Raw genomic sequence first — 22907 nt, forward strand, 5'->3', positions numbered from 1 at the left:
AACCGCGGGGATGGGTATTATTGGTCGTCAGGATATCATATGTGAAGGTAGGGTTTAGAGTGACATAGAGAAGGAAGTTAAATGAAAAATAGGCAGCGCTTACTTTCACAAACTACACTGGGCTCGTGACCACCCTTTTGCAGTCGAGCTTCTTCTTCATTTCTTCCGTCCAAGGAACGCCTTTTCCAGTTTGCTTAGAAATTTGCACCATGGTCCCTCTACCTGTAAAGCAAATCTCATCTTTTTCATTCAGACCCATATAGTGTAAATCCACCGAAGAATGACCAACACGATTCGCCTTCACATATACCCTCAACATTTCGTCAAAGAATACTTGTTTCACAAAATCACATTGTAGATCTGCAACGACCGGAATCGTGTCGTGATTTGGCTTAATCCAGTTCTGCATAAATCCAATGTATTTTAAAAATTCGATTCTGGCTTCTTCGAAATAAGTGAATGGAATCGTATTATTCATATGTCCAAACATATCCGTCTCAGAAAACCGAACCTTTATATGGATAGAAAATGAGAATTCTTTTTGCCATGTTTCTATATCTTCAATGTATGTAAAATGTTTCAAATTGGCTCCTCCTTTTGTAAATGAATACAGAAATAAAAATGAATGATGGTTCATTTTTTATTATACCCTTTTTCTGAAAAATAAGAAACCTGTAAATGAAAGTCTTTTCTAACGCATTGGTAGCTATTAAAAAAAAACAGTAAAGGCCACTATACACTAATTTATGGGGATTCCTTGCCTTCTTCCTTAATTCTCCCCTCGACTTCTGGAGAAATTGGGGAATGTTTTTCGAGGTATTCGCTCATTACCTCGTACAGACTGAGATATAGTTCGGATATTCTACCGTTTTCTTTGGCATTTAGAAACATAGTAAACCCATCTCCCCCATTTGCCAGAAAGGCATTGGTGGCCACCCGATACATTTTAGTACGGTCAAGACTTACTCCTTGCACATGCGCGTCAATGATTCGTTCGCCTACAGGTTTGGCCGGCTCAAAATGAAATGAAAGGCCAGATACTTGAAGAAATTGTCCCGCTTCTTCCCCTACCTTTGCGACACTATGTTCTAATGCCTGCAGGATTTCCTCTCCTGTCAGTTCCAGTGTAACAAGGGCATTCCCAAACGGCAGTACTTCCAAGACTTCTCCTATAGTAATTGTTCCTTGATCGATGGAATTTCTAATTCCTCCCCCATTTTGGAATGCGATTTGGGTCGGGGCGAATTGATTCGCTTTTTCCAGCATGCTATCTGTTATGAGGTTTCCTAAATTGGTCTCTTTTGTTCGCACGTCATGACGAATTCCGTTTAATGGAACTGTTGTTGAGCCTATGGGCGTGATCTTTAATTGTTCAATCGGTTTCAATAATTGTGCTAATCGATTTTCAGCCCATGGATCTGGAGGGAACAATTCTTTCCCATGTTCATCTTGTGCTAATACCTCAATCACCTCTCCATTCCAGTCCGTTAGAACACCCTCTTTTGAAAAAGTGGCATGGACTTTCCCAAGAGCTTTCCCATACTCATAGGCTTGAACAATCAGTGTTGGCTCTGTTTTCACATTGTAGACAAGGGGAGTGGTCAGCTTCGTGTGAGAATGACCACCGATGATGATATCGAGTCCTTTTACTGTTTGGGCCATTCTTTTATCCTGGAGTAATCCTAAATGTGACAACAAAATAATATGCTTTACACCCATTGCCTGAAGCTTCGACACTTCCTCCATCACTCTTCGTCTCCCGTTTTGAAACTCTATTTCTTTACCAGGATCAGAAATAGTAGCTGTATCTTCCGTTGTCACCCCGATGATCCCTACCTTTACCCCTCTTACGGTTTGAATGATAGCGGGATAAATCTTCCCTCCTTCTGCGTTATCAGAAATCTTTTTTCTCAATAGGGGAGCAAGATAACCGTCTGAACCGACATCCACATTGCTACTCACAACCGGAAAGGACAACGTTTTGATAAATTCAGCCAATACACCGCTCCCTTTATCGAATTCATGATTCCCAAGCGTCATAGCATTATAGCCGATCTTATTCATTAATTCAGCATCAGCCTGACCGAGGTATTGATTAAAAAACAACGTACCAGAAAACACATCGCCTGCATCCAGAAGAAGGGCTTCTTTATCCTTTTTCCTTTCTTCTTTGATGGCTGTGTGGAGATATGGGATGTTTTCTAAATGTGCATGGGTATCATTCGTATGTAATATCGTTAAGCCGAATAAACCGCCCTTTTCGCTTGCCATCGTCTTTTCATCCAAATTCAAAGAGAGTGAGATAATCAATAATACAAGTACGACTAAATATCCAAACCGCTTCACATTCATCCCTCCTGTTTTCTTCAATAGTGTCTTATGTGTCTACTATGCATCAAAAGCCTATGATTTATGAGAAAAACAAAAAAGCACTCCCCCGAAGGAAAGTGCTTTTCATTAGTAGTGATTAATCAACCATATGGTCGCTTCCGAAGAAGTTTTTAAACATTTGGAAAGAGGTTTCTCTGTTTAGGGCTGCAATCGATGTCGTCAAAGGAATCCCCTTCGGACAAGATTGAACACAGTTTTGAGAGTTACCACAGTTTGCAAGCCCACCGTCGCCCATAATCGATTCAAGGCGCTCATCCTGGTTCATGGCACCTGTTGGATGCGCATTGAATAAGCGAACTTGAGATAATGGAGCTGGTCCGATAAAGTCTGATTTACTGTTTACGTTTGGACATGCTTCTAAACATACGCCACATGTCATACATTTCGATAATTCATACGCCCATTGACGTTTCTTCTCTGGCATACGCGGTCCAGGACCAAGATCGTAGGTTCCATCAATTGGAATCCACGCCTTTACTTTCTTCAAGCTGTCGAACATGCGACTGCGGTCTACCTGCAAGTCACGGACAACCGGGAAAGTACGCATTGGCTCAAGACGGATTGGCTGTTCCAATTGATCAACTAACGCAGTACAAGACTGTCTTGGCTTTCCGTTGATCACCATTGAACAAGCTCCACACACTTCTTCCAAACAGTTCATATCCCAGTTGATTGGAGTAGTATGTTCCCCTTTTGCATTGACCGGATTACGACGAATTTCCATTAATGCAGAAATGACGTTCATATTCGGACGATAGTCAAGCTCGAACTCTTCTTGAAAAGGGGCTGTTTCCGGGCTGTCTTGACGAGTAATGATAAAACGGACTCTTTTGTTTTCACTCATCATTTATTTCCCCCTTTACTCTTAGAATAGTCACGCTTACGTGGTGCAATAAGTGAAGTGTCTACTTCCTCGTAATGGAATTCAGGAGAATTGGTCACAGCATTGTATTTCGCCATCGTTGTTTTCAAGAATTCTTCATCATTACGATCAGGGAAGTCAGGCTTATAATGGGCTCCACGACTCTCGTTACGATTTAATGCGCCGATTGTAATTACACGTGCCAGTTGAAGCATGTTCCACAATTGACGAGTGAAAGTAGCTCCTTGGTTGCTCCATTTAGCCGTATCATTAATATTGATATTTTTGTAACGCTCCATTAGTTCCTGGATTTTCTCATCGGTCTGTTGAAGCTTATCATTATGACGTACCACCGTTACGTTATCCGTCATCCACTCTCCAAGCTCTTTATGGATGACATAAGCATTCTCAGTACCGTTCATAGACATGATGTTATTCCATTTTTCCTCTTCTTGTTTCACATAACGATCGAATAGAGAAGATGGAACCGACTCAGACGTTGTTTCTAAACCTTCAATATATTTAATCGCATTAGGACCCGCAACCATACCGCCGTAGATAGCAGACAGTAATGAGTTCGCTCCTAATCGGTTTCCACCATGCTGAGAATAATCACACTCACCAGCTGCGAATAAACCAGGGATATTCGTCATCTGGTCATAGTCAACCCATAATCCACCCATAGAGTAGTGAACAGCAGGGAAGATTTTCATTGGTACTTTACGTGGATCGTCACCCATGAACTTCTCATAAATTTCAATGATTCCGCCAAGCTTGATATCAAGCTCTTTTGAATCCTTATGTGAAAGGTCAAGGTAAACCATGTTCTCACCATTGATACCCAGCTTTTGATTCACACACACATCAAAGATTTCACGTGTAGCGATATCACGTGGTACCAGGTTTCCATAAGCAGGATACTTCTCTTCAAGGAAGTACCAAGGCTTACCATCTTTATACGTCCAGACACGTCCACCTTCACCCCGTGCCGATTCACTCATAAGACGAAGCTTATCATCCCCTGGAATGGCCGTCGGGTGTATTTGAATGAACTCACCATTAGAATAGTAAGCACCTTGTTGATACACGATCGATGCAGCTGAACCAGTATTGATGACAGAGTTTGTAGACTTCCCGAAGATAATCCCCGGTCCACCTGATGCCATGATTACGGCATCGGCTGCGAATGATTTAATTTCCATTGTCTGAAGGTTTTGAGCAACAATTCCTCGTGCCACTCCTTCGTCATCCACGACAACACCAAGGAATTCCCAACCTTCGAACTTGCTTACTAATCCTGCTACTTCATGACGACGTACCTGCTCGTCCAAAGCATATAATAATTGTTGACCAGTCGTAGCACCTGCGAAAGCCGTTCTATGATGCTGCGTTCCACCGAAACGACGGAAATCAAGTAATCCTTCAGGTGTACGATTAAACATGACTCCCATACGATCAAGTAAATGAATGATCCCTGGTGCCGCTTCCGTCATTGCTTTAACAGGTGGTTGATTTGCTAAGAAATCCCCACCATACACAGTATCATCAAAATGTTCCCAAGGAGAATCCCCTTCTCCTTTTGTATTAACGGCTCCGTTAATACCACCTTGTGCACATACAGAGTGAGAACGCTTAACGGGTACCAGTGAGAATAAATCTACTTGCGTTCCTTTTTCTGCTGCTTTAATTGTGGCCATCAGGCCGGCTAAACCGCCACCGACAACGATGATTTTGCCTTTACTCATCGTGACTCACTCCTTTTCCTACCATACTTCAGAGCATTTACTTATTCTATAAGACTCGTATATCGTTTCTGCTTATACGAAGGCGAAGATTGCACGCATACCAACAACGGATAATGCTACAAAAATTCCGATCGTAACATATGTAGCAATTAATTGAGAACGAGGTGTAACCGTAATTCCCCAGCTAACGCAGAATGACCATAGACCATTTGCAAAATGGAAAATCGTTGAAAGAACACCAAGTACATAAAAACCTAACATCAATGGATTAGATAGAATGTTTTCCATCATCTGAAAGTTCACTTCAGCTCCAAAGGCCGCTGCGACCCTGGTTTCCCAGATATGCCATGTTACGAAAATAAATGTAATCACTCCAGAAACACGTTGAAGTAAAAACATCCAATTACGGAAATAACCAAACTTACTTGCATTATTCTTAGACGTGAATGCAATGTAAATTCCGTAAATTGCATGGAAATACAATGGAAGGAAGATAATAAAAATTTCAAGGAAATAACGGAAAGGAAGACTTTCCATAAAGTGTGCCGCTTGGTTAAATGATTCTTCCCCACCAGTGGCAAAATGGTTCACGACTAAATGTTGTGTTAAAAATAATCCAACTGGAATAACACCTAGCAATGAATGAAGCCTGCGATAATTAAATTCTCGATTTCCAGCCATGATTTACCCCCCTTAATGATAAAATATGAATTCGTTTTCTAATGTAATTGATGAATGATTAGACGACGATACATATTTTATGTTGTTACACTAATGTGACAAGTTCATTTTACTCCCAAGGAGTGGAAGCGTCAAGAAAACGTATACAATAATTCGACAATATCGCAAAAATGTTTTTTGATATTTTGATAACAGAAAAGACGAGGTTTTGCCCGTTTAGTTGTTCGAAAATTCTAATAAATAAGCAATAATCATTATACCACCAAAATATCCCAAGGTCATTTTTTCAAGGTATGGGATGATAATTCCCCTTTTCATGTATATAATAGTTTTATAGAAAGAGGGGATTTACTTGGAACAGAAAAAAGAAGAAGTGCAGCAACCGTCCGTTCCAATCTTCGGATATGAAATGTTACGAGACATATTGATTCCAGACATCTTAGGCAAGCACACACCTGATATTTTATACTGGGGCGGAAAACAGCTTTCCCGTAAGTTCCCCCTTCATTCAACAGAGGAATTGTCTTCCTTTTTCAATGAAGCAGGTTGGGGAATCCTTACACTCCTGGAACAAAAGAAAAACGAGATGACCTTTGAATTAAACGGACCTGTGATCGAACGACGCCTGTCCCTGAAAACAGATGTTAACTTCAAACTCGAAACAGGGTTTATTGCAGAACAAATTCAGCTTCAAAGAAAATGCGTGGCAGAAGCTGCTGATGAATTACATAAACGGAGTCATTCCGTAAAAGTGGTTGTACGATGGGACGATAAAGACTTGATCGAATAGTCCCACTCTACTCCTAATAAAGGGTTGCCCTGAATATGCCAGGGCAACCCTTTTCTATATTGATCCTACAATGTGATTTCTTCCTTTTTCACTGCATCCAAGTGAAAGGCCGTATGTAAGACGCCGGCAGCTTTTTGCATGTTTTCTCCGTCCACAACTGCAGACACTTTAATCTCTGAGGTGCTGACCATTTTCACGACGATCTCATTCTGAGCCAATACTTCGAACATTTCCGCTGCCACACCTGGATTTGAAATCATCCCGGATCCGACAATGGATACTTTCGCAAGTCCTCTTTCATGTTCCACATGGGTGAAATTCAACCGTTCTTTATGTCGCTCCAGAACGGATAGTGTTTCCTCCAGGTCCTGTTCTTTAATGGAGAAGGATAAATTGGTGGTATTCTGATCGGTCTGGCTCTGAATAATGATGTCTACATTCAAATGATTTTTTGCTAATGTGGTGAATACAGAAGATAATCCTGTTAATGCGTTTTGAAGTCCAAAGACAGTTACCCTGATGATTGCATCTTCAAAGGCTACCCCTCTTACAATCAGGTTTTGTTCCATGCTTGCTTCCTCCTCAATATATGTTCCTTCAACTCTTTCAATGCTGGATCTTACCTCTAACGGAATTTGATAATTCTTAGCAAATTCCACAGCCCTTGGATGCAGGACCCCAGCCCCTAAATTGGCTAGTTCAAGCATTTCATCATAAGAAATTGAAGGTAATTTTCTTGCCCCTTTAATATAACGGGGATCGGTTGTATACACCCCGTCTACGTCTGTATATATATCACATCGCTCAGCTTTCAGCGCAGCCGCAATCGCAACCGCCGTTGTATCAGAGCCCCCACGGCCGAGTGTAGTGATCTCACCCGATTCAGTCATACCCTGGAATCCTGCTACAATGACCACCCTTCCTTCCTGAAGATGAGACGCCATTTTCTCAGTATGAATGTTTGTGATTCTTGCATTGCTGTGAACTGATTCGGTTTCAATCCCTGCCTGCCATCCCGTGAATGAAATGGCATCATGGCCTGATTGGATGAGAGCCATTGTCAGGAGTGAGATGGTCACCTGTTCCCCGGTTGAGAGCAGCATATCCATTTCTCTTTTACTCGGTTGCGATGTAATCTCCCTCGCCAGGCCTACGAGTGTATCCGTCGTTTTCCCCATGGCAGACACAACCACGACGACTTCATTTCCTCTTTCTTTCTCTTCAGCAATTCTTGACGCAACATTTTGAATTCTGTCCACAGACCCTACAGAAGTCCCACCGAATTTTTGTACAATAATACTCACAACTTCTCCCTCTTTCTGAGCGCATATTCATGACTCATTTTTTGATAGTGAAGAGTACAATCACAATCATCCTAACCGTTCATGGACATGGCCAGTTATTGACCCTGCGCTGATAATAAAAAAAAGCAATGAGAATAATATCTCATTGCTTTATGAACATACAGCAGAACATACGTAATAGGTTCATCGGCATTGTGAGATAGCTCTCCAAGATTAGATCATCTTGACAATCCTACATTTCTTAAATGTAGAACCAGCGGGAATAGTATGAGACTATAACCACTTCGGCGACTCTCCCCTTTCCAAGCATCTCAACGGAGCCCATACTCCTCTTCACCTGTACTCTTGAAGTTCGCACCTCTATCACCACTTTAAAAAGTGATAATGGTATTAAATTTTTGTTAATTATATCACACAGAATTTTGTGATTCAATGCACAATTCAAAATTAACTTCTGTTTATTTATTTGCTGTTTTCCGGAAACATTGTTGCTATTTCAATTAGCGAGTGATGGTTGATTTCCGCTCCAGGTGCTCGCTTTCCGCGGGGCGTGAGTTGAGCCTCCTCGGGCTTTGCCCTGTGGGGTCTCAACTTTCCCGCTATTCCCGCAGGAGTCGAGCACCTTCCGCTCCAATCAACAGAATGAAAATGAAAAACTTCATTTAGTTACTATGAAGCCATTAAACAATACCCTTATTAATAGAAGCTTAATCATCTGAAACTATCCTTCCTCGTTTCAAATATCCCTATTTCAGCTTCTCCACCAATTCCTTTGCCACTACTTCCGGAATTCCTATGTCAGTAAAATCCTCAACCGTAGCTTCCTTCATTTTCTTCATGGATCCAAAATGTTTTAGTAGCTGCTTCTTTCGCTTAGGTCCAATGCCTTCAATATCATCCAAAATGGATTGAAAGGCGCTCTTTCCTCTGAGCTGACGATGAAAGGTAATTGCAAATCGGTGAACCTCATCTTGAATTCGCTGTAAGAGATAGAATTCCTGACTTCTTTTTTCCAGAGGGACGATTTGCAATGGATTCCCATACAACAGCTCCGACGTTTGATGCTTATCATCTTTTGCCAATCCACCAATGGGGATATCGAGTCCTAATTCCAGTTCAAGGACCTCCCTGGCTGCTTCAATCTGACCTTTTCCTCCATCGATAATAATGAGGTCGGGAAGGGGAAGACCATCTTTTAGCACTCTTGAGTATCTCCTGCGAACAACTTCCCTCATGGAATCATAGTCATCAGGACCCTTCACGGTTTTGATCTTGTACTTTCGGTACTCTTTCTTCGCAGGTTTACCGTCTAAGAACACAATCATCGCAGAAACAGGGTCCGATCCTTGAATATTCGAGTTATCAAACGCTTCAATCCGGAACGGTGTGTAAATGCCCATATGTTCCCCGAGTCGTTCAATGGCTTTAATCGTACGTTCTTCATCTCTTTCGATAAGGGCGAATTTCTCTCCTAGTGCTTGATTCGCGTTTTTCTCTGCTAGTTTCACCAGCTCTTTTTTCTTTCCACGTTTAGGCTGTGTAATTTTCACATCCAACAGTTTTGTAGCCAGATCCACATCAATTTCTTCAGGCAAAAATAATTCCTTTGGCTTAAAGTGATTCGATTTCGAATAGAACTGACCTAGGAACGTAAGGAATTCATCTTCCGGTTCATTGTATAGGGGGAATAAAGACACGTCCCTTTCAATGAGCTTTCCTTGCCGGACAAAGAATACCTGTACACACATCCAGCCTTTATCAACAGAATAGCCGAACACATCCCGGTCGGTGAAATCTGTTGTCGTCATTTTTTGCTTTTCCATCGTAGCTTCAATATGAAGGATTTGATCACGGAATTCCTTTGCTCTTTCAAATTCCAGATTTTCTGATGCCTCGTTCATTTTTTCGGTTAACTGTTTCTTAATGCCTTTGTACCCTCCGTTTAGAAACCTGGAAATTTCATCTGTCATCTCTCTATAGGTATCCTTACTTACTTCTTTGATACATGGTGCGAGACATTGCCCCATATGATAGTAAAGACATGCCCGATCAGGAAGGTTCGTACATTTTCGTAATGGGTACAGCCGATCAAGTAGCTTCTTCGTTTCATTTGCTGCTCCGACATTTGGGTATGGCCCAAAGTAACGGCCTTTCCCACGTTGAACTTTACGGGTAGTGATAAGCCTTGGGTGCCGTTCATTCGTTAATTTAATAAATGGGTAACTTTTGTCATCCTTTAACATAACGTTGTATTTAGGATCATATTTCTTGATTAAGTTCAATTCGAGCACAAGGGCTTCTAAGTCGGATGACGTCATGATGTATTCGAAATCTTCTATTTCCCCTACCAGGCGTTGAGTTTTTGCATCATGGGATCCTGTGAAATAAGAACGCACACGGTTTTTCAAGACCTTTGCTTTTCCCACATATATAATTGTCCCTTGCCTGTCTTTCATTAAATAACATCCAGGCTGATCGGGAAGGAATGATAATTTATTCGAGATGTTCTGGTTCATTCATCTTCCTCCTTCCTAATATGATCTTACTTGTCTTTCCATTTATATAACGTAATGTCATGATAGATGGGATCCATGAGCTCATTCGAATGAAATTGTTTTTCTACTTTAATGAAGCGGTCAATCGGTACGCCTTGCTGCTTAAATCCTTCCACCACTTTATTCGTTAAGTAAATATCCCGATTATGATAATAGTCTGCATCCACCGAGAAGACTTCAAAGGTTTGCACTTTTTCATGACGATAAGGGACTTTGAGATACTCAAGCACCCTGGATTCTTCCCATGTATAAATGATAAGTGGATGCTCTTTCTCCTCTAAATAATGAGCGAGCTGGTAGACAGCCGGAACTTCTGACATATGACTATTTAATAGCTTCCCCGTATGGAAAACCTGAAACGTTAATAAGAGAAGGAGTAAAAGCAAGCGGGCGAGTGATTGTTTCCCTGAGCATATTTTCACAGCAATTAAGAATAATCCCATTCCGATTAAAGGCAGGGCATGTCGCGGCTTCATCACATTCTGAGCAAATAATGCCCATAGAAGATAACTAACTAAAAGGACAAGGAGAAGTCTGATGATTATACTACTCTCTACCCGCGCCTTCCATGCCATGAATAAGACGATAATCATCACGAGCAAAAGAGGAATGGATTCGCTCACCCCTCCTGTCCAGATCGTGTTCCGAAACACAAGCTTGATCACCCGTTGGTATAGACTGAGATCCGATGCCCCGATTGTGCCACCCCATTCTTGAAAATGTCCATTTGTAAAGGAAAGAGCTAATCGAAGAAAGCTGCCATATCCCCCTTCTGACATACTGATAGCTGAAACCCAGAGAAGCTGGAACAGAATCCCAATAAGAAGATAGAGAGGTGTCTCTTTTAATTTGATCAGTCCGCTCTTCCATTTCAAGTACAATAGCATCAGAATTCCCATGCCTAGGGCTAAATAGGACAACCTGATACCAAGCAGTATGCTGAACATGAACAGAGGGAGGATTAGAAATCCGTTATGATGTCTATCGTGAGCGAATAGTAACCCCCATATATACCACCACATCATACCGATTGCAGCCCCTTCGGACATCGGTTGATCCACCATCAGAATAGTAAAGCTGCTTGTATAAATGATAGCGAGCGCCAAGACTGAATAAGACGGATGAACGATTCTTCTTACTAATAGAAAAATGGGGATCGTCGCGCTTCCATATACCATTATATTAAAAAGTGACAACGCTTTGGCAGGGTCACCCACCAGTAGATGAAGGGCTTTTCCTCCCAAAATGAAATAAGGGTAGCCAGGAAAATGGGGCTGCATCTGGTACATATCAAAATGAAGGACACCTAGGGAGAAATCCACCATGTCCCAGGTAGCTGCAAAGGATGGGACCCATATCCATTGCAGGAGAAAAACAAGAACCACCGCTAATGCCCCCACCCCATTCGGCCAACTAATGTACTTCTCAACATTCCCTTTCACCAGCTTCACCCTCATACTTTGTCGACTATAGAATCATTTGTATAAAACAAAACTTAAAAAAAGAACCAAACGCCATTCCTTTAAAGAGTTTACACCTTTCGAAAAGGGTGTTCAATCTTTAAGAACAATGGGGTTTGGAACTTCTCCGCATTTATTTAGCTTGTGGACGTAGGTCAGAGACTCCCGTTTTCACTTTCTCCGCAGCTTTAACTGTCTTCGGCTTTGAAGAAGTCAGGAAGTAGATCGCTACGAAATAGCCGATATACGAGATCACTTCCTCAATGGAAGGCATAGAAGAATATCCGAATAACGCTTTAAGGAATATGCCGACATCACCAGATAACCATGGTGCACTTCCCGTATCCCTTAAGTAATGAGCATAATCGATCGGATGCTCAGGTAATAACCAAGTAAGGTCGTAAAGATGTGGAATCACACTGCCGATCATCCCTAAATCTTGCATCATGGAGATGGCCTGAACGAGCAAGCCTGCAGAGATCAGAATAATAAATGCACCGGTTACTTTAAAGAAGCTCTTCAAGGAAATTCTCATTGTGCCTTTGAAGAATAAATAGGCCACAACAGCACCGATCACTACGCCGGTAATAGCGCCCCATCCTTGCATTGCTGCTCCAATATCGCCACCTGTGATGGCTGCAAAAAAGAAGACGGTCTCTACTCCTTCTCGAAGCACAACAAGGAAGGAATGGATGACCATCCCGACGATGTTCCCGGTCGTAATAAATGTATTCATTTTCCCTTCCATATTGCCTTTTAAATTTCGACTATGTTTCGCCATCCAAAAAACCATTTGAGTAAGGAGGATAGAGGAAATCAACATAATGCTTATTTTCAAATACATTTCACTGCCCATGGCAGCAAATCCGGTAAAGACGACCTGGAAGAGCATAGCTACTCCGACACTTGCTAATACCGCTAAACCAGCTCCAAGCCAGACGAACTTTGTATAATGACCAAATTCCATTTTCTTAAGGTAGGTAGTAATGATCCCAATAATCAGTAAAGCTTCCAGCACTTCACGAAAGGTGATTAGCAATGCTTGTATTTCCATAGTAGCTCCTCCTTACTAGGTAAAACATTAACAGTTAGGTTTATTTGCGTTTTCGTATGGCATAGACGATTGCCGCTGCCAGTCCCCCGACAATCAGGATGATGGGCAGCCAGTTTTTTAAGTTCGAAATATCTGTCCATTCTTGTTTTTGGCTGGATTTATCGGTTTCACTTTCAGCGAAATGCCCCACTTCCAGGCTTTTAATGCTGAATTGCTTTTGAAGGGAAGAAAGTATCGACTTCTTACTTTCTTTAAACACATCTTGATCGGAATCTTTTGTCCCGACTCCGAATAAACCAGGGTTTCCTAGGGATTCAAGTGCTTGATCGAACTCTGAACGTATTTTTTGATCCAGTTCAGGGTTCTCACTTTCCACCTTTGGAGATAGCGTTTTATATGTAGCAAATCCTTTTGCCAGTAATCGCTTACTAGTATCATATTCAGAAAAGTTTTTATCAATGCCCTCTAACCTTCTTGCGATATTAAGGACGAGTAATTCATCTAAATGTTCGATTGCTTGTTCTTTTTCATTCTTTTCAAGTTCGGCGAGAATGACCTCGGAAGGCTTTTCACCCATATGTTGGTCCACTTCTTCTTGAACTGTTTTATAAATCTTTATAGACTCTGAATAGTTTGGAGGGTCTTCATCGAGCTTAATTATAATATTTTTATAAGCCTCAGCTATTTTCTCTTCACTGGGATCGCCATATGAGTAGGCTGATGCTGGTGAAGGTAGCACAAAATTACAAAGTAAGAATAGTAGTGCAACTGTGAAGAATGTCTTTTTCATGTGTGTTCCCCTCCTATTTTCAATGATAATGATTATCATTCGTATTGTCAATAAAAAATAAGCACTTCATCATTGGAATGAGAGTACTTATTTTCTGCGAAAAGAATGGAATTATGAGTATTCAATCACTTATTTTGCAAAATGATTCGCTCTTTCATTAACCGGAATTAGATGGGCATGTTCTTGAACATACACTTTCTCAACGGGTTTCTTCATTTCTTTAAAAATGGCCGGAAGTACTGAGGACATATAAGATTGAAACTTAATAAAGGATCTCCCCGTTGTACGAACATAGTATAAAATCGGGATTTCTTTCACCCTGAATCCTTTTCGTACAAGGTTCAGCGTCAAAACCTGAGCATAATTATAGTCATGGATAATGTCTGCATGTTCCATCGCCTGCCTGGAGAAAGCTCTCATTCCGGACTGACCATCATAGATCCATTTTCTCAGGAGCATGGATTGAAGTGCCGTAAAGCAATAGTTCCCCAATCGACGATGAAGCTTCATCCCATTGATCGTACCTAGGAACCTTGATCCCATTGTATAGTCTGCCTCCCCATTAAAGATTGGCAACAAAAGATCCGGTATCTGTTCGGGCGGATATTCACCATCTGCATCGATCATCACCCCTATATGGGCACCTAAATCAACCGAAACATTCAAACCCTCTCTTACAGCAGCTCCGAGACCCCGATTTTCTTCAAACGTTACAATGTGATCTGCACCAGCCTGTTGTGCGACTTCAACGGTATGATCCGTTGAGCCATCGTTGATCACCAACACTTCTACCTCCACCCAAGGATGAATCGATCGAGGAACTCGCTTAATGACGTCGCCAATCGACTCTTCTTCATTATGAGCAGGCATAAATACGATGACTTTCTGTTTATTCATGTTGCTTCCAACTCTCCTTTAATGCCTCTTTTAATACAGGTCCTCTGCTATGACTTGGGTAGGGAGCACCCAATAGGTAAGCGATGGTTGGCGCCATGGAGACAAGGCTCCTTTTCTCCTGGACTTTCTCCCCTTGTTTCACACCTGGGCCGACCATAAAGAATGGAACATATCTTTCTCCTTCATCAAGGTGACCATGCCCTCCGATTCCATCTGCCTGACCATGATCTGCACATATCATTATAGTAGTATTCTTCATCTTTCCTTCTGATTCCAACCACTCAACGTATTCTTGGATCAAAGCATCTGCCTCTTCAATTTTTTCAATATATTCATCGTACAAGACGCCTCTACTATGGCCGATTTGATCGGTACCGATCAATTGAACAATGAATAGATCCGGGTCTTGTTCTTGCATGATTTTTTTCGCTTTATTAATAATATTTCGATCTGCTTTGTCTTTATGCATAACAGCCGTTACGGTTTCAACATCCTTGCCGAAGGAATCAACCAAATGTGCGATCCCTAACATTTTTCCCTTTTTACCTACTTTTCGAAGGGAATCAAAGATGCTTTCTACCTTGATCCCAAGCCTCCACACCATATTCGATTTCATTCCGTGTTCTCTCGGATAGGTGCCGGTGAACATGGAAGAGAAGCAGACAACCGTCCTTGCAGGATAGACCGTTTCCATATTTAAGTATTCGGTCCCCTTGTCCATCAATTCATCCAGATACGGAGTATTCGCTTCATAGAACCGCTCTTTCCTCATCCCATCAATAACAATCACAACTACTTTATCGTTTAAGGATTCCTCTTGCGCCGGTTCATCATTCGTAAAGGAATCATACTGCTTCGGCTTCCAGTCAAAGAGAAAATAATGAAGGATGAACGCAAGAGTCACCACTCCTCCGTAAAGATAGAAATACGTCATCGGAAGGACTTCTCCATTAGACAAATTCGTCATGATCCCATCCCATACTGCTAAAAGTAATAAAAATTTCGGCAGTTGTTCTTGGGCATTCCCGCTGGTGGAGTCACTGTTTTTCAATACTAGCTTCCAAAACCGGGTGAAATTCAACCAATCCGTCCCGATGCGAAGATGATAGTAAAACGTTCCCCAGAAAAAGACAGTAAAAAAGAAATAGAGTCCGATCGCTAGTCCCCATAGTGCTAAATCAGGTGACTCAAAAAGCAGTAGGAATCCTATGACGGGGACCCACAAATAGTTACGTAAGAACAATGGAAAGTCATAAAAGAAATAGATAATAAATAATGGAATAGTAAGCAGTAAACTGATTAGGAAAGGAAAGACTTCACCGTGAAGCAATCCTTGAAAATGAAAGATCATCATCGTACCAATTACAAATATCGGGGTGAACGGCTTTCCTTCATTCAGCAGGTTCCATCCTCTGGCAGCTACTTTTTCAAATTTTGATGCACTTTTCAAACTCATTCATCCTTTCATCCTGATCCAACGTTTAATATGTTTGATCGAAACAGGTGATAATACTATTACAACTCCTCCTACTAGATAGGAGAAAAGAAATTTTAAACCATGACTAAACAATGCCATTGAAAGACCATACTCAAGTGGAATCCCAATTGAGCGTAAGGTATAACTCATAATAGACTCATACGTACCAATTCCTCCGGGAGCAAATTGAAACAACTGTCCAAGGATGGTTACACTATTGACCCAAACCGCTTCTCCAATGGCTAACGGATTCCCCATGATTGTTCCGACACCATAAAGAATCGCTCCCTCTAATAACCAGCTTGTGAGGATAAGGGCGGTAATCCATACACCCCTTGCCCCTCTCAAGGCATCTTTCAGCATATTGACATGTCTTTTAAACAAGTCAGGGAAGATCATCCTAATGCCAAACCCACCAGCTAATAGGAAACAAACTAATAAACCAATCGAATACAAACTGGGAAGCTTAAGGGCTAGTGAAAAATACGGGAAACCCAGTACAACCAAGAATAGTAAAGACAATGTGTCCATTACCCTTAGCACAAACACGGAATGGAATGACCTCTCGACACTGATGTTTTCACGTTGATTCATCACCATGACACGTACCCCGTCCCCAACTTTCAAAGGCAATAAGTGATTCAACAGCAAACTATAAAACAATCCGATTAAAGTGCTGGTCAATCTTACGTTAGCATTCAGGTAAACTTTCCATGCGACCCCTTTTAAGAGAAACGAAAAGAAATAGATTCCCACTATCATAATAATCGTAAACGAATGGGAGAGCATTTGCCTACCTATTTCAAGCATATATTCTTTATCAAAATAAACATAAAGTAAAATGAAAAATAAACTCAAAAGGAGGATTCGGACGCCATTTATGACGAGTCTATAATACGCTTTGTTCATGTTCTTTCATCCATTGAACCGTCCTCTTTATGCCTTCCCTAAATGAGACCGCTGGAGAATACCCTAGAACCTCTTGCGCTTTTCCGATATCCGCCCAAGTCGAAGTGACATCCCCGACTCTCCTATCACTAATCTTCAATTGAAGAGATGGAAAGTGGATTTTTAGTTCACTTATCAATTCACTCATGGACACGGGATGACCATTTCCAAGATTAAATGTCCCTGTTTCCTTACTTTCGATCGCCTTGCTGGTACCACTCACGATATCATCTATGTACGTATAATCCCTCTTGTTTTCAAGCCCGTAAATCGGGATTTCCTGCCTATGCATAAGTTTATTGATGAAAGAATAAATGGCCATGTCAGGCCTCCCCCATGGTCCATACACTGTAAAGAAACGAAGTATCGTCAAATCCAAGTCATAAATGGACGCATACGCCTTGCAAAAAGCTTCGGCACCATACTTTGCAGCAGCATATGGAGACACGACCGCTCCCGTTGCATCGTCCTCTTTGGAAGGTCTTTGATCGATATTCCCATAAACAGATGAGGATGAGGCAAATAAGAATTTCTTGACGCCACTTTCCCCAGCCAACCTTAACGTGTTAATCGTAGCTTTGATATCATAGTCTACATATTCATTTGGGACATGTAACGAATGGGAAACCCCTGGAATAGCAGCTAAATGAATGACGCAATCTGCTTTAAATTGATGAAATACATCCTGCAGCTCTTCTTCATCAACTAACAAATCCTTTTGGACGAAGGAAATTGTACCCTTGTCTTGCACAAAGGATAACTGTCTTTCTTTCCTCTCTTGGGAATAATAGGGATGAAAACTATCTATTAGTAATAACTCATGACGCTCTTCAAGCAGCTTCCTTGATAGATTGGACCCAATAAAACCGGCTCCACCTGTAATAATGATTTTCAATTTCTTACACCTCGTACCATTACGATTTAATCATTTTATATTGTATCTTACTTTGATAAGAATGTGAAAAAGGGTTGACCCCCTTTGCGTCAAAAAGCACTGCCTCTTCAAATTCATACGAACTTGAAAAGGAGCCTTCTCACACTTGATCAGGGTCAACCCAAATGACTATTTATTCGCTTTCGCAATCACATCATTCAACATTTTTTCAATGTTGGTTCTTACCGTTTCTGCTTTTTCTTTATCTTGTGACTTAACAGCTTCTAAGTAGCTTTGAGCATCCGTTGATAAGGCTTGATATGACTCTTCCCCCATGAGAGACTTGATATCTGAGGAAATAAGATCAATGAACAATCCGCCTTCTAAGGCAGTGATAACAGATTTATCTTCTCCCCAATTCTCTTCGCTTTCTTCATATTCATGGAGGGCGATTTTAGAGAACCCACGAATAAATGCGTGGTTTACCACTTCAGGATCGATCGATTTCACATCCGTTTGCAGATCAAATTGTTTGTTGATGGATTCTGCTTCTTCAGGTGCATTTCCTGATAAGTAACTGGCAAGAGACTGATAGAATGCCCAGCCTTCTGCTTGCTCCGCTTTTGCAGCCTCAGGATTTTCTTTCGCTTCTTCAGAGGCTTTCGTAGCATATCCGTTAGGAATGGCCCCAGAAGCTAGATAAAAGGTCTTCATTAACGTTTTATCAACGACTTGTTTCCCAAGCTGGAAGCCCAGTTCATCATCTTCTTCAACCGCTTTCTCTATTTCCTGGAATCCTCCGTTTATTGCATCAACCATATTCGTACCATAAGCTTGATCCCTTTTTTGTACAGTCGGTTCAAGAATTTCATAAAATTCTTTTGCTTCTTCCATTTCTTCGTTTACTTCTTCTTTGTTGCTCCAGTTTTCAGCTATTTCAGTGAATTCATGCTTCACTGTTGTATAGAATACCTTTTGCATTAATTTATCGAATAATTGAGCTACTACCACTTGATCAAGGGACCCGTCTTTTCCTGCAGCAAGTGCTGTTGAAATATGTTCATCAACAGAGTCTTCAAACTCCTGGTCACGCTTTTGAACTAGTTCCTGTAATTGATCTTCATAGATTGAAGTCACTTTATCATAATCAACTTTTTCATCTTCTTTTGCGTTCGCAAGTTCAGCATTTGCTTCTTTAAATGCAGCTTGGAAATCAACTTCTGCAGCTTCGCTTTCCTCTTCTACCTGTTCTGTATCACCGGATGAAGAGGATGTTTCTTTCCCCTCATTCTTCTCGCCGGATCCGCAACCTGCCAACACAGTTCCTGTCAGTAAGAATGCAGCAAATATCTTGGTTAAATCTCTCTTTTTCATATGTATAAACCCCCGAATGTTGTTAAATGATAATGATTTTCAATTCCATTTAAAATTATATCGAGAATGATTATCATAGTCAACGTTTTTTGACAGATTAGTGAAGGAAGTTTTATTTGGTCAAAAATGGGATGATACTGGAGCAGTACGGGGACGAGGATCGGATGGAGAAGTGTGAAGTACTAGTAGAGTTCGTTCAGATATTAAATGGAATGCGGTAATAGAGATGAAACCAGTGCGGAAAGCGGGTATGGTGCGTAGCTTATGAGGTTTATTGGGCCACTATTGTAGTTTATTGGGCCACTTTCAGAGTTTATCGGGCCACTATTGTAGTTTATCGGGCCACCTTTAGGGTTTATCGGGCCAAATTGTGAACAGTGACACCATATTCCTCCAATCAAGTATAACTCCCCCTTCCCAAAACACAAAAAAAAACCGGAGCCACAATCGCAGCCCCGGTATTTCTGTCACTCGTTATTAAGCATGTTTGTTCAATAATTCAGCAAGTGCTTCCTTAGGTTGGAAACCGATTACTTTGTCCACCACTTCGCCATCTTTAAGGACAACTAGAGTCGGGATACTCATAACCCCGTATTTACCTGCTGTTTCTTGGTTTTCATCTACGTCAACTTTGACGATTTTTACTTTGTCGCCCATTTCGCTATCTAGCTCTTCAAGAACTGGAGCGATCATTTTGCATGGTCCACACCAAGGTGCCCAGAAATCCGCTAGTACCAGTCCAGAATTTGTATCAGTTGAAAATGATTGATCAGTAGCATGTGTAATTGCCATTTATATGCGCCTCCTAAAATCTTTGAATGTACCGTTAGTATATCACCGTTTATTTGGGGATGCCATTAATCTGCTCGTAGGTAATATTCCCTTCTCAAAACGGAATATACAAATGAAGAAAAAAATAAGGAGCAGCCATTGAAGCAGCTACACCCTTATCCTTAATATATGTCTACCCTCTAACCGCTCCTGTAAAACGCAGGATTATGAAGAGGATACCTTCAGCTTTTTGAATTCTTCTGTAAGCATCGGTACGACTTCAAATAAATCCCCAACGATTCCATAATCGGCTACGTTAAAGATGTTTGCTTCAGGATCTTTATTGATCGCCACGATCACTTTCGAATTCGACATACCAGCTAAATGCTGGATGGCTCCAGAAATACCACATGCGATATAAAGATCAGGCGTTACGACTTTACCTGTTTGACCAATCTGTAAGGAATAGTCACAGTAATCTGCATCACATGCCCCGCGGGATGCACCGACTGCTCCACCTAGAACATCGGCTAGTTCATTAAGCGGGTTGAATCCATCTTCGCTCTTCACTCCACGTCCACCGGCAATGACAACTTTCGCTTCAGAAAGGTCCACACCTTCGCTTGCTTTACGAACGACCTCTTTAATAATCGTGCGTAGGTCTTTGATATCAACGGAAAGGGAAGAAACTTCTCCTGAACGTGAATCATCTTTCGCTAATGGCTCGATGTTATTTGGACGGATTGTTGCAAAGATCACTCCGTCAGTGACAATTTTCTTTTCAAATGCTTTCCCGGAATAAATCGGTCTTGTGAATACGAGATTTCCTCCAGCTTCCTCAAGGTCAGTCGCATCAGATATCAATCCGGTGCTCAGCTTGCTAGCCACTTTAGGTGATAAGTCTTTCCCTAGTGCAGTATGTCCGAAAATGATTCCTTCAGGCTTCTCTTGTTCGATGACCGAAAGAATCGCTTGAGAATAGCCATCTGACGTATACTGTTCCAACTTGTCGTCTTCCACGATCACAACTTTGTCTGCACCAAAGTGAATCATTTCTTCACCTAAAGCGCTTACACTTTTGCCGATTAAAACACCTACTACTTCTCCGCCTTCTGATACTGTTTTACCAGCTGCAATGGCTTCAAAGGAAACATTACGTAATGATCCGTCCCGAACTTCTCCAAGTACCAATACTTTTCTCGCCATGTTAAATACCCCCTGAATGTTAGTTATTCCTGTGACTTTACTTTATATAACTTTCGCTTCATTGCGAAGAAGTGAAACAAGTTCTGATACTTGAGCATCCAATTCGCCTTCTAATACTTTACCTGCTTCCTTCTTCGGTGGAAGGTAGATTTCAATTGTTTTGGTCTTCGCTTCTACATCATCTTCGTCTAAATCGATGTCATCCAATTCCACTTCATCTAAAGGCTTCTTTTTCGCTTTCATGATTCCTGGAAGTGATGGATATCGCGGTTCGTTCAAACCTTGTTGAGCTGTTACTAAAAGTGGAAGAGTTGTTTCAATTACTTCTGAATCCCCTTCTACGTCACGTGTAACTGTTACAGTTTCACCGTCAATTTCCAGTTTCGTGATTGTTGTTACATAAGGAATATCAAGTTGTTCTGCTACACGTGGTCCAACTTGTCCAGATCCGCCATCAATAGCAACATTACCTGCAAGGATTAAATCTACTTCCTGCTCTTTTAAATAGTGGGCAAGAATTTTGGCTGTCGTGAATTGATCTCCATGATCTAGATCATCTTCTGTATTGATGAGGACTGCTTTATCTGCACCCATCGCTAATGCCGTTCTCAGCTGCTTTTCGCTTTCTTCTCCGCCAACCGTTACGACAGTTACTTCTCCGCCATGTGCGTCGCGAACTTGAATCGCTTCTTCCACTGCATATTCATCGTAAGGATTTATGATAAATTCCGCTCCATCTTCAGCAATTTGACCGTTTTGGATCGCAATTTTCTCCTCAGTATCAAACGTTCTTTTCAAAAGTACATAGATGTTCATCCGTAGTCCCTCCTAATAATGTAAACATTCTTTCCCTTAAAAAGATTTCGACAATTTAACCCCTTTGAATGGGCAGCTTGAAAAAATGTTTCATTCAAACTGCCCCTCACTAAGAGTTTACTATATTACTAGAATGTATTCTAGCCTTTAAAGTGCGGTTCTCTCTTTTCTACAAATGCTGAGATTCCTTCTTTGGCATCATTCGATACAAAAATTTCACCAAAAAGATCGGATTCTCTCATTACGCCTTCATAGAAGCGATCATCTTTTGTATAACTTAGCAGCTCGATAGCTGCTTTCATCGCACCAGGGCTTTTCTTGGCAATTTTATCGGCCATTTCCTTCGCTTTATCAAAAAGTTGATCTTCAGGATATGCTTTATTGGCAAGACCCCACTGAACAGCTTCATTTCCACTGATTGGCTCACTCGTTAACAGCATTTCAGCGGCTTTTGCTCTTCCTACCAGTTTCGGTAGTCGCTGAGAACCAGCAAATCCAGGAACAAGCCCCAATTGAAGTTCTGGTAGTCCGAGTTTCGCATTTTCACTTACTAACCGGATGTGACAACCCATGGCAAGTTCTAATCCACCGCCTAAAGCGGCCCCATGGATGGCTGCAATGATCGGCTTAGAAAAATTCTCCATCCGTTCAAAAACATCCTGGCCTTTTTTCGCCAATTTAGAGAATTCCTCACCGGTCTCGATAGTCGTGAATTCTTTGATGTCAGCTCCTGCTGAAAAGAAGCGCCCTTCTCCTTTCAGTAAGATCACCCGTACATCTGCGTTGTTTTCCAGTTCGTCAAGCATGGCATCTATTTCTTTAATGAGCCCGCTCGCTAATGCATTAGCGGGGGGTCTTTGAATCAGAACCGTTGCTACTTGCCCCTCTAATTCCCATGATAAATTTTCCATC

General features: G+C 41.4%; 20 protein-coding genes and 1 riboswitch. Of the genes, 1 reads left to right on the plus strand and 19 read right to left on the minus strand.

The annotated features are described in order from the left end of the window. Window positions 1-112 precede the first annotated feature (112 nt). From FGG79_RS11110 to FGG79_RS11130, 5 genes are all read right to left on the minus strand, one after another. Window positions 113-583 carry an acyl-CoA thioesterase gene (locus tag FGG79_RS11110; RefSeq protein ID WP_138778265.1) on the minus strand — a complete coding sequence of 157 codons (471 nt, stop codon included), beginning with the start codon at window positions 581-583 and terminating at the stop codon, window positions 113-115. Window positions 584-744: 161 nt separating this feature from the next. Beyond that, window positions 745-2346, minus strand: coding sequence for a bifunctional metallophosphatase/5'-nucleotidase (locus FGG79_RS11115; protein ID WP_171050898.1), 1602 nt, complete (start codon window positions 2344-2346; stop codon window positions 745-747). Between the two features lie 121 nt (window positions 2347-2467). Beyond that, window positions 2468-3235, minus strand: a complete 768-nt coding sequence (gene sdhB / locus FGG79_RS11120; RefSeq protein ID WP_138778269.1) for a succinate dehydrogenase iron-sulfur subunit — start codon at window positions 3233-3235, stop codon at window positions 2468-2470. Beyond that, window positions 3235-4998, minus strand: a complete 1764-nt coding sequence (sdhA, locus tag FGG79_RS11125; RefSeq protein ID WP_138778271.1) for a succinate dehydrogenase flavoprotein subunit — start codon at window positions 4996-4998, stop codon at window positions 3235-3237. The genes sdhB and sdhA overlap by 1 nt, the downstream gene beginning before the upstream one ends. 72 nt (window positions 4999-5070) lie before the next feature. Beyond that, window positions 5071-5679, minus strand: coding sequence for a succinate dehydrogenase cytochrome b558 subunit (locus tag FGG79_RS11130; protein ID WP_138778273.1), 609 nt, complete (start codon window positions 5677-5679; stop codon window positions 5071-5073). Between the two features lie 352 nt (window positions 5680-6031). Here FGG79_RS11130 and FGG79_RS11135 point away from each other — a divergent pair, with 352 nt between their 5' ends. Beyond that, window positions 6032-6469 (plus strand): YslB family protein, encoded by a 438-nt coding sequence (locus FGG79_RS11135; protein WP_240794257.1) that lies wholly within the window; start codon window positions 6032-6034, stop codon window positions 6467-6469. Between the two features lie 65 nt (window positions 6470-6534). On the opposite strand, the gene FGG79_RS11140 is transcribed toward FGG79_RS11135, so the two are convergent. The 14 genes from FGG79_RS11140 to FGG79_RS11205 all read right to left on the minus strand — a co-directional run bounded on the left by FGG79_RS11140 (window position 6535) and on the right by FGG79_RS11205 (window position 22906). Continuing rightward, window positions 6535-7773: an aspartate kinase gene (locus FGG79_RS11140; RefSeq protein WP_138778275.1), complete on the minus strand. Its 1239-nt coding sequence runs from the start codon at window positions 7771-7773 to the stop codon at window positions 6535-6537. 192 nt (window positions 7774-7965) lie between these two features. Next, window positions 7966-8144: riboswitch (Lysine riboswitch) on the minus strand. Between the two features lie 375 nt (window positions 8145-8519). Then, window positions 8520-10289: an excinuclease ABC subunit UvrC gene (gene uvrC, locus FGG79_RS11145; RefSeq protein ID WP_138778277.1), complete on the minus strand. Its 1770-nt coding sequence runs from the start codon at window positions 10287-10289 to the stop codon at window positions 8520-8522. A 26-nt stretch (window positions 10290-10315) separates the two neighbouring features. Then, window positions 10316-11770 (minus strand): glycosyltransferase family protein, encoded by a 1455-nt coding sequence (locus FGG79_RS11150; RefSeq protein WP_138778279.1) that lies wholly within the window; start codon window positions 11768-11770, stop codon window positions 10316-10318. Between the two features lie 151 nt (window positions 11771-11921). Next, a complete protein-coding gene (locus tag FGG79_RS11155) occupies window positions 11922-12842 on the minus strand; it encodes an FTR1 family iron permease (RefSeq protein WP_138778281.1) in 921 nt (306 codons plus the stop codon). 40 nt (window positions 12843-12882) lie between these two features. After that, complete coding sequence (locus FGG79_RS11160; RefSeq protein ID WP_138778283.1) at window positions 12883-13632, minus strand: hypothetical protein; 750 nt, start codon at window positions 13630-13632, stop codon at window positions 12883-12885. 129 nt (window positions 13633-13761) lie between these two features. Continuing rightward, on the minus strand, window positions 13762-14529 hold the full coding sequence (locus tag FGG79_RS11165; protein WP_138778285.1) for a glycosyltransferase family 2 protein: 768 nt from the start codon (window positions 14527-14529) through the stop codon (window positions 13762-13764). Next, on the minus strand, window positions 14522-15979 hold the full coding sequence (locus FGG79_RS11170; protein ID WP_138778866.1) for an alkaline phosphatase family protein: 1458 nt from the start codon (window positions 15977-15979) through the stop codon (window positions 14522-14524). Before FGG79_RS11170 ends, FGG79_RS11165 begins: the two co-directional genes overlap by 8 nt. 6 nt (window positions 15980-15985) lie before the next feature. Further along, complete coding sequence (locus FGG79_RS11175) at window positions 15986-16915, minus strand: lysylphosphatidylglycerol synthase transmembrane domain-containing protein (protein WP_138778287.1); 930 nt, start codon at window positions 16913-16915, stop codon at window positions 15986-15988. After that, window positions 16896-17849, minus strand: coding sequence for a GDP-mannose 4,6-dehydratase (locus FGG79_RS11180; RefSeq protein ID WP_138778289.1), 954 nt, complete (start codon window positions 17847-17849; stop codon window positions 16896-16898). Before FGG79_RS11180 ends, FGG79_RS11175 begins: the two co-directional genes overlap by 20 nt. Window positions 17850-18017: 168 nt before the next feature. Further along, on the minus strand, window positions 18018-19202 hold the full coding sequence (locus tag FGG79_RS11185; RefSeq protein ID WP_138778291.1) for a hypothetical protein: 1185 nt from the start codon (window positions 19200-19202) through the stop codon (window positions 18018-18020). Between the two features lie 477 nt (window positions 19203-19679). Further along, window positions 19680-19994 carry a thioredoxin gene (trxA, locus tag FGG79_RS11190; protein WP_138778293.1) on the minus strand — a complete coding sequence of 105 codons (315 nt, stop codon included), beginning with the start codon at window positions 19992-19994 and terminating at the stop codon, window positions 19680-19682. 204 nt (window positions 19995-20198) lie between these two features. Then, window positions 20199-21179: an electron transfer flavoprotein subunit alpha/FixB family protein gene (locus FGG79_RS11195; protein WP_138778295.1), complete on the minus strand. Its 981-nt coding sequence runs from the start codon at window positions 21177-21179 to the stop codon at window positions 20199-20201. 42 nt (window positions 21180-21221) lie between these two features. Next, on the minus strand, window positions 21222-21995 hold the full coding sequence (locus tag FGG79_RS11200) for an electron transfer flavoprotein subunit beta/FixA family protein (RefSeq protein WP_138778297.1): 774 nt from the start codon (window positions 21993-21995) through the stop codon (window positions 21222-21224). A gap of 140 nt (window positions 21996-22135) precedes the next feature. After that, window positions 22136-22906 carry an enoyl-CoA hydratase gene (locus tag FGG79_RS11205; RefSeq protein ID WP_138778299.1) on the minus strand — a complete coding sequence of 257 codons (771 nt, stop codon included), beginning with the start codon at window positions 22904-22906 and terminating at the stop codon, window positions 22136-22138. Between the last annotated feature and the right edge of the window lies 1 nt (window position 22907).

Origin of the sequence: Bacillus sp. BHET2, assembly GCF_005938125.1 — a bacterium.
Taxonomy (GTDB): Bacteria; Bacillota; Bacilli; order Bacillales; family Bacillaceae_B; genus Rossellomorea.